We start from the raw sequence: 6,671 nt of genomic DNA on the forward strand, positions 1-6,671 counted from the left end.
CCTGCTATAAAGGCCCGCATTCGCCAGGCCGCGTTCAAAGCGGCTTGGCCAAATGCTGAACTCCGGTAGCCGGTTGTGGGGAGCGCTTGTAGGCCTTTGAATCCTGCGGGTTAGCCCTCGGGCTGATATTTGTACCCTACTCCATACACCGAACGAATGATCTCCTGCTCGGGGAGGGCTTCGGTGATTTTTTTGCGCAGCTTTTTAATATGGCTGTCGACGGTGCGTTCAGAAACAATCCGGTTGTCTCGGTACATATGGTCCATTAGCTGCTCACGGCTAAAGATCCGTCCAGGTGACTGCATCATTACCCGCAGCAGCTGAAATTCAACCGCGGTGAGGCCCAGGTCATGGCCGTTGGCTAGTGCCTGCCAGCCATCGTCATTCAGGGTCACCGGGGTTGAAACCGCTGCCTCAGGGGTGTGGGCCTGTTCGGCAAGTGCTTGGCTGCGGCGTAGTACCGCTTTCACGCGGGCGACTACTTCGCGGGGGCTGAAAGGTTTGCAGATATAGTCATCGGCGCCCAACTCCAGCCCTAGCAGTCGGTCTACTTCCTCCACCTTGGCGGTCACCATAATAATTGCGATAGCAGGCCACGCCTGACGTATTTCCCGGCAGAGCGTCAAACCATCCTTGCCGGGCAGCATGACATCCAAAAGCACCAACGTGGTGGGGTGCTGCTGCAACCAGGGTATCACATCGTCGCCATGACCCAGCGTTGCAACATTAAAACCGTGAGAGCTTAAATAATCATCCATGAGGCGGGCAATTTTGGGCTCGTCCTCAACAATCAATAGCGGGGCGTCTTGGGACATGGCGGACTCGCTTGTCATTAATGGGAAGTCAGTAACGGAAAACGTAAGGTCCAGCAAAGCCCGCCTAGCGGCGCATTGGATGCCTCAAGCGTTGCACCGTGCGCAATCACCAAGGCGCTTGCAATGGATAGCCCTAGGCCACTACCGCCGCTTGCCCGATTGCGTGACCCTTCAACACGGTAAAGGCGCTCGGTAAGCCGGGAAAGCTCACTTTCCGGAACGCCCGGTGCGCTATCCTGCCAAACAATCACCGCCTGGGCACGCTCAATGTTGAGCGTTACTTGAAGTTTGCCTGGTGCATCGGTGTAGGCGCAGCTGTTATCCAGCAGATTATTCCACAGCTGATGCAGTCGCTGGGCATCACCTCGAATTATCACGTCGGGGGCAATGTGCGTCGTCAGTGTAAGGCCGCTGCCATTGAGCCAACGGTCTGCATCTTCAAGTCGGCTGGCCAGGCTTTCGCTAAGATTCATGGGGGCCAGATGAATATCTAGCGCGCCGGCATCGCTTTGCGAAAGCAGGCGTAAATCGGCGACCAGGTGCTCAAGTTGGGCAACTTCCTGTGCCAGCGAGCTGAGGTTTTCTTGATTTAGTGGGCGAATGCCGTCCTGCATGGCCTCAATCTCTCCACGTAGCACGGCCAAGGGCGTGCGCAATTCGTGGGCGGTGTCGGAGACCCAGCGTGCACGGGCGTCACGGTTGGCTTCTAGCGTCGCCGCCAGCACGTTGAAATCCCGCGCCAAACGGGCAAGCTCATCCCGACCACGCTCAGGTAGGCGAGTATGGTAGTTGCCTTCGGTAAGCCGCCGCGTGGCGATAGCCAGTGCCCGCGTACGTCGACTTAACCACCACGAGAGCCCGGCGGCCAGCAGCAGCGATGCTAGTCCAATCGAGATAACAATAATTACCAGGTTGCGCTGTTGAAGTTCTAGAAAGCGATTTTCCATGCGCTCCATCATCTGCTGAGGAGGGCGAAACCCTAACGAGCCAATGGCCTCGTTGTCGCTGTGGAGCGTGAGCCAGCGCCAATCGCCGGGGCCCATGCGGCCATTCATGGGCGGAATCACAAACTCACCGTTTGGCGCGCGCAGCGCAAAATCCTGCGCTTCGCCCAGGGGTGAGGGGCGTTCACGATGCTCCTGACCCAGTTCAAAGCGTACGATATGCGGCCAGCGTTCCGGGTTGTGTTCAAGCCAGCGCCAGTCCTGCTGGGTTTCCCAGCGGGTAATCAAACCATCGGCCAGCAGCATGGCACGGCGTTCCTGGGCCTGGTTTAAATAGTCGATAAAACCACGGTCGATACTGTAGGAAACGGCTAGAAACATGGTGGCGGAAATGGCCACGTTAACGCTGAGTATGGCCGAGAACAGCTTTAGTCCTAGCCGGGATGGACGCCAAGAGGGCAAGGTAACGGCCATCAGGAAGTGCCCTCCTGAAGAGGTTGGCGAGGCATGCTAAGACGCTCGCGCCAGTTCTCCATACCCAGGTAAAGGCAGGGCACCAGTATCAGCAAAATGGCCGTCGCGAAGATCATGCCAAAGCCCAGCGAGATCGCCATGGGGATCATAAAGCGCGCCTGTCGCGAGGTTTCCAGAATCATGGGCGCCAGGCCCAGAAAGGTGGTAAGCGTGGTCATCATGATGGGCCGCAGGCGCCGGGTAGCCGCCGCCACAATGGCTGCGCGAGGCGCCATCCCTTCGCGCCGCTTGCGGTTGGCGTAATCAATCAGTACCAGCGCATCGTTAATCACCACGCCGGAAAGCGCCAGCATGCCCAGTAGACTGATAATCGAAAGCCCAAACCCCATAATCATGTGGCCCACCACAGCACCAACAACGCCAAACGGAATGGCCGCAAGCACCAGCAAGGGCTGCAAATAGCTTCTGAAGGGAATCGCCAGCAGTGCGTAAAGTGCGGCCAGCATCAGCCACATGGCGGTGCGAAGGGCTGCCAGGTTGTCGGCGGTATCCTGCTGGCGGCCGCCCAGGCTGACCTCAAGCCCCGGCCAAGAGTTTGTAAGCGTTGGGAACACGTCTTCTTGAAGGGTGGCCAGTACCTGGTTAATGGTTTGATCGCCCTCTGAGTCCGCCGTCACGGTGATAATGCGCCTGCCATCAATGCGCTGCAGGCTGCTTGAGGCTTGACTTAAGGTAATGTCTGCCACACGAGCAAGCGGCACGCTAAGCCCGTCGGGTGTGCGTACTGGCATGCGGTAAAGTTCGTTTAAGCTCGCGCGGTCGGCTTCGGGCAGGCGTACCTCTACGCTAATTTCGCTGCGGCCCACAAACTGCTCAACCGCCGTGGCACCTTGTAAAGGTCCGCGCAGTGCCTGGGCCAGGTCGCTGCCGGTCAGGCCTAGCGCCCGGCCTTCTGCGGAAAGGCGCATTTCAAGCTGGGGTTTGCCATCGCCAATCCCGCTGTCAATATCGGTCAGCCCATACTCACCAAGCACTTCGGCCAACCGGGTGGCGGCGGCTTCCAGCACTTGGGTATCGGGGTGAGATAAGCGCAGGCTAAGCGCAGCGCCGCTGCCGGGGCCGCCAAAATCTGACTCAAAACGTACCGACTGGGCGCCCACTAAATCCCCCGCCAGCTCGCGCCATTCACCTGCAATACGTGAAGGTGGCCAGGCTTCCAGGCTGTCATTGGCGATATCGAGCCGTACCTGCAACTCTTCTCCGTCCAGGCGGCTGCGCGTGCTGCTAAAGGCCAGTGTCTCTTCGCGCTCGCTCAACTGCTGGGCGGCGTCCAGTAGCTGTTGGCTAAGTTCTCGGCTAACGCTGATATTGGTGCCAATTGGCAGCGTTACCGTTGCCTGAACTTGATCTGACTCTGCACGGGGCATGAGTGAAAAGCCCAGCCGTCCACTCATAGACCACGCCAGCACTACCACCAGCACCGCAACGCCGATGGAAACACTCAGTAAGCGTTGATTAAGTGCGCGTTGAAGAAACGGTTCAAACTGATGGTATGTAAAGTGATGCAGCCCGCCCTGCAGGCGCTGGCGCAATGCTTCCAGCGGCCGCTGCCAGGCCGGTGTTTCACGCGGTTTACGGCTATGCGCCAAGTGAGAGGGGAGGATAAACAGCGCTTCGGCCCAGGAGATCAAAAACACCGTGACGACCACCACGGGCAGAGTGGCAAACAGCATGCCCAAAAAGCCGGGTAAAAACAGCAGGGGCAGAAACGCCACGATATTCGACAAAATGGCAAAGGTTAGCGGAACGGCAATTTCACCTGCCCCTTTTACCGCCGCATCGCGCAGCGAGTAGCCTTCCTCGCGATAGCTATAGATGTTTTCGCCCACCATGATCGCATCATCCACCACGATCCCCAGCGCGATAATGAAGGCAAACATCGACATCATGTTCAGTGAGACGCCGATCCAGGGCAGGAACAGCATGGCGCCCAAAAAGGCTGTGGGAATACCCAGCGTGACCCAAAATGCTAGCCGCGCTTCAAGAAACAGCGCCATGAGCACCATCACCAGCGCCAGGCCCATCCAGGCATTCTTCAGCAGCAGGCTTAAGCGGTCTTCGTATATTTCCGAGCTGTCGCGTGCAACGTCCAGGCTAACGCCCGGCGGTAGCCCCGCTCGCAAGCGCTCCAGTTCGCCGTAGACCGCCTCGGAAATGCTGGTCGGGGTTTGGTGGCCAATTTGATAGATGTTGACCGACAGCCCCGGCTCGCCATTATAAAACTCTTCACGGTCCGTTTCGGCAAAGCCGTTGCTCACGCGGGCGATATCACCCAGCAAAATGGGCGTGCCCTGGGCAGTGGTAAGGATTGGCAGGTCGGCAAACTCGGCGGCGCTGTTGCGTCGGCCTTGGTAGCGCACCAGCCATTCGCCTTCAGCCGTGGTGAGTTGGCCGCTTGCCAGGTCCAGCGCTTCAGCCCCAATGCGGCTGGCAAGCTGCTGATGATCAAGCCCGTAGCGCTCAATAGCTTCTTCATCCAGATGAATCTGAATCTCGCGCTCGCGATTACCCGAAAGCTCGGCGCGCGAAATACCCTCAGCGGCCTGCAGCTCAGCGCGCACATCCTCGGCGGCGTCGTGAAGGGCGGCAAGCCCAACCGAGCCGTAAACCTGAAGGCTGACCACACTGCGCGATCTGCCCGCTAGCGTGAAGCGGGGCGGGTCGGCGGCACTGGGTAGGGTAGTGATGGCGTTGACCGCCTGCTGAATATCCTGATAAACGCGCATCACATCGACGCCGTCAATCAGCGTCGCGCTGACCATACCGCTGCCTTCACCAGCGCTGGAGGTCAGCTCATCAATACCTTCTACATTCGATACCGCCGCTTCAACGGGGAGCAGTAGGCTCTGCTCGACATCTTCTGGCGTGGCGCCGGGGTAGCTGATGCTGACCTGAACAATTTCAATTTCAAACTCAGGAAAGACCTCTTTTTTAATCGCGAGCGATGCCATAAGGCCCCCCACGATAAACAGCAGCATCAGCAGGTTAGGCGCAACGCCATGGTCAATCATCCAGGCAAGCGGGCCGCGACGCATTAGCTGCTCTCCTCATCACGGGTGGGCGCGTCGTTGCGCGAGCGAACGCGAACCTGTTGTCCTTCCTGGGGCTGGGCAAGACCTGAAGTGACAACGCGCTGACCAGCCTCCAGGCCGCTGCGCACCAGCGCTTCATTTTCACCCCGATAGGCAAGCGACACCGTTGTGCTGTGTAGGCGGTCTTCATCGTCCACCCACCAAACGCGCTCACCTGGGCGTAGCGCCGCCGAGGGCAGGGCAATCAGGTCTTCCTGTGCCTGAGTTTGAAAGGCTATTCGCATTACATCGCCCAAGCGCAGCGCGGGGCCATCGGTATCCAGCGCCAATGGGTCATTCACCGCAATCAACAGCTGTGCCTGAAGTCCGCTCTCTTCCAAATTAGGTAAAATCGATATCAGTACACCTTCCCGCGAAGCGCCTTCTGGCCAGCCCCGGCTGGTAATCGTGACCTGACTACCCGGCGCCAGCCATTCAAGTGCATCGCCAGGCAACGAGGCGCGCACCCAGAATTGCTCAACACCGACCAGGTTAATCACCTCGGTTCCTTGGCTTAGCAGGCTGCCAGCGCCCACCAAGCGCTCTTGCACCATCGCCTTCCACGGGGCGGTCAACGTTGCGCGCTCAAGGTTGAGCGCTGCCTGGTCGCGTATCACACGTGCCTGAGTCAGTTGAGCCTGGGCCTGGCGCAGTTGAGGCTCGCGCAGGACCAGCGAGCGTCGCTCGGCGGAAAGCTGGCGCCCAAACGACTCGTACTCACTACGGGCGCGCTGCTGTTCGGCATTTTCAAGCGCCACCTGCGCTTGAGCATTGCTTAGCTGGGCCTCGGCGTCTTCCAGGGCAAGGCGCAAATCGGCCTGGTCGATATATGCAACGGGCGCGCCTTCCTCAACGACCTGGCCTGGAAAAACGCCCTCCCCAAAGCGTTCCAACTGACCTGCCACGCGGCTGGCCAGCAGGGCTGTCTGCTCGGCTTCTACTCGCCCAAAGCCGCTCAGTAGAGGCGATAGGGCGCTCTGTTCGACCGTCATGACATTGACGACAGGCGGCGTAGGTGGCGGGGGAGCACGCCGCTCAATACGCGGCGGCTGGTTGATAATCCACCAGGCGCAGGCTAAGCCGATGGCAAACACCAACAGGGCCAGTACGGCGCCTAAACGGACACGGCCTTGTTGCATCGAGGAGAAAGAGTCATGAGGTTTTATTAACACGGAGTACCCGTTGCAAGAGCGAAAACGTAGTAAAAGCGAAAATTCCGGTATAAGAAGCGTATCATGCTAGCATCACGCACTGGCTCGCAGAGATTAGGTAAGCATTATGAAAATAGCGTGCAACTCTTCGCTAAC

The 6,671-nt window shown here is 58.7% G+C and carries 4 protein-coding genes; all 4 read right to left on the reverse strand.

Going from position 1 to position 6,671, the window contains the following annotated elements:
* Nucleotides 1-110: 110 nt before the first annotated feature.
* The 4 genes from ACT3RU_RS07820 to ACT3RU_RS07835 are packed head-to-tail and all read right to left on the reverse strand — an operon-like array spanning nucleotide 111 to nucleotide 6,503.
* Nucleotides 111-815 carry a response regulator gene (locus ACT3RU_RS07820; RefSeq protein ID WP_192528482.1) on the reverse strand — a complete coding sequence of 235 codons (705 nt, stop codon included), beginning with the start codon at nucleotides 813-815 and terminating at the stop codon, nucleotides 111-113.
* 17 nt (nucleotides 816-832) lie between these two features.
* On the reverse strand, nucleotides 833-2,233 hold the full coding sequence (locus tag ACT3RU_RS07825; protein ID WP_192528481.1) for an ATP-binding protein: 1,401 nt from the start codon (nucleotides 2,231-2,233) through the stop codon (nucleotides 833-835).
* Nucleotides 2,233-5,328 carry an efflux RND transporter permease subunit gene (locus tag ACT3RU_RS07830; RefSeq protein ID WP_192528480.1) on the reverse strand — a complete coding sequence of 1,032 codons (3,096 nt, stop codon included), beginning with the start codon at nucleotides 5,326-5,328 and terminating at the stop codon, nucleotides 2,233-2,235. Before ACT3RU_RS07830 ends, ACT3RU_RS07825 begins: the two co-directional genes overlap by 1 nt.
* On the reverse strand, nucleotides 5,328-6,503 hold the full coding sequence (locus tag ACT3RU_RS07835) for an efflux RND transporter periplasmic adaptor subunit (RefSeq protein WP_192528508.1): 1,176 nt from the start codon (nucleotides 6,501-6,503) through the stop codon (nucleotides 5,328-5,330). The genes ACT3RU_RS07830 and ACT3RU_RS07835 overlap by 1 nt, the downstream gene beginning before the upstream one ends.
* Between the last annotated feature and the right edge of the window lie 168 nt (nucleotides 6,504-6,671).

This window comes from Halomonas sp. TP35 (genome assembly GCF_052375975.1).
Lineage (GTDB): Bacteria > Pseudomonadota > Gammaproteobacteria > Pseudomonadales > Halomonadaceae > Vreelandella > Vreelandella citrativorans.